Consider the following 460-nt stretch of genomic DNA (forward strand, 5'->3'; position numbering starts at 1 on the left):
ATTTTAACTAAACTATCTAAATTATGAAACAAAAAATCATCCTCTATTTAATTTTAATGGGTTCCTTTTTTTCACTTACGGCCCAAAACATAGGAATAAAAGGAGTGGTTACTTCCTCCGAAGACGGAATGTCACTCCCTAGTGCATCTGTTACGGTATCCGGAACAAAAAATGCTACTGCAACAGATCTTGATGGTCATTATGCGCTTAACAATGTAGATAAGAATGCTACTTTGGTATTTAGTTTTACAGGTTTTGCAAGTCAAACAATTAAAGTTAACGGACGGGAATCAATAAATGTTGTTTTAAAACCAGAGTCGATAAATTTAAGCGAAATTGTTGTAGTAGGATATTCAAAGGAGCGAAAAGTAGATGTAACAGGTGCCGTTACTGTAGTAGATTTAAAACCGATTACAGGTCAAAGTATGAGCTCTGGAAATGCTATGCAGGCTTTACAGGG

At 35.4% G+C, this 460-nt stretch carries 1 protein-coding gene; it reads left to right on the forward strand.

Features of this window, described 5'->3' with window-relative positions; translation table 11 throughout:
* Positions 1-23 precede the first annotated feature (23 nt).
* Positions 24-460: carboxypeptidase-like regulatory domain-containing protein (locus AZ46_RS19680; protein WP_035319501.1), on the forward strand; the 437-nt coding region annotated here is incomplete at its 3' end.

The organism is Metabacillus indicus LMG 22858 (genome assembly GCF_000708755.2).
In the GTDB taxonomy this organism is placed as follows: domain Bacteria; phylum Bacillota; class Bacilli; order Bacillales; family Bacillaceae; genus Bacillus_P; species Bacillus_P indicus.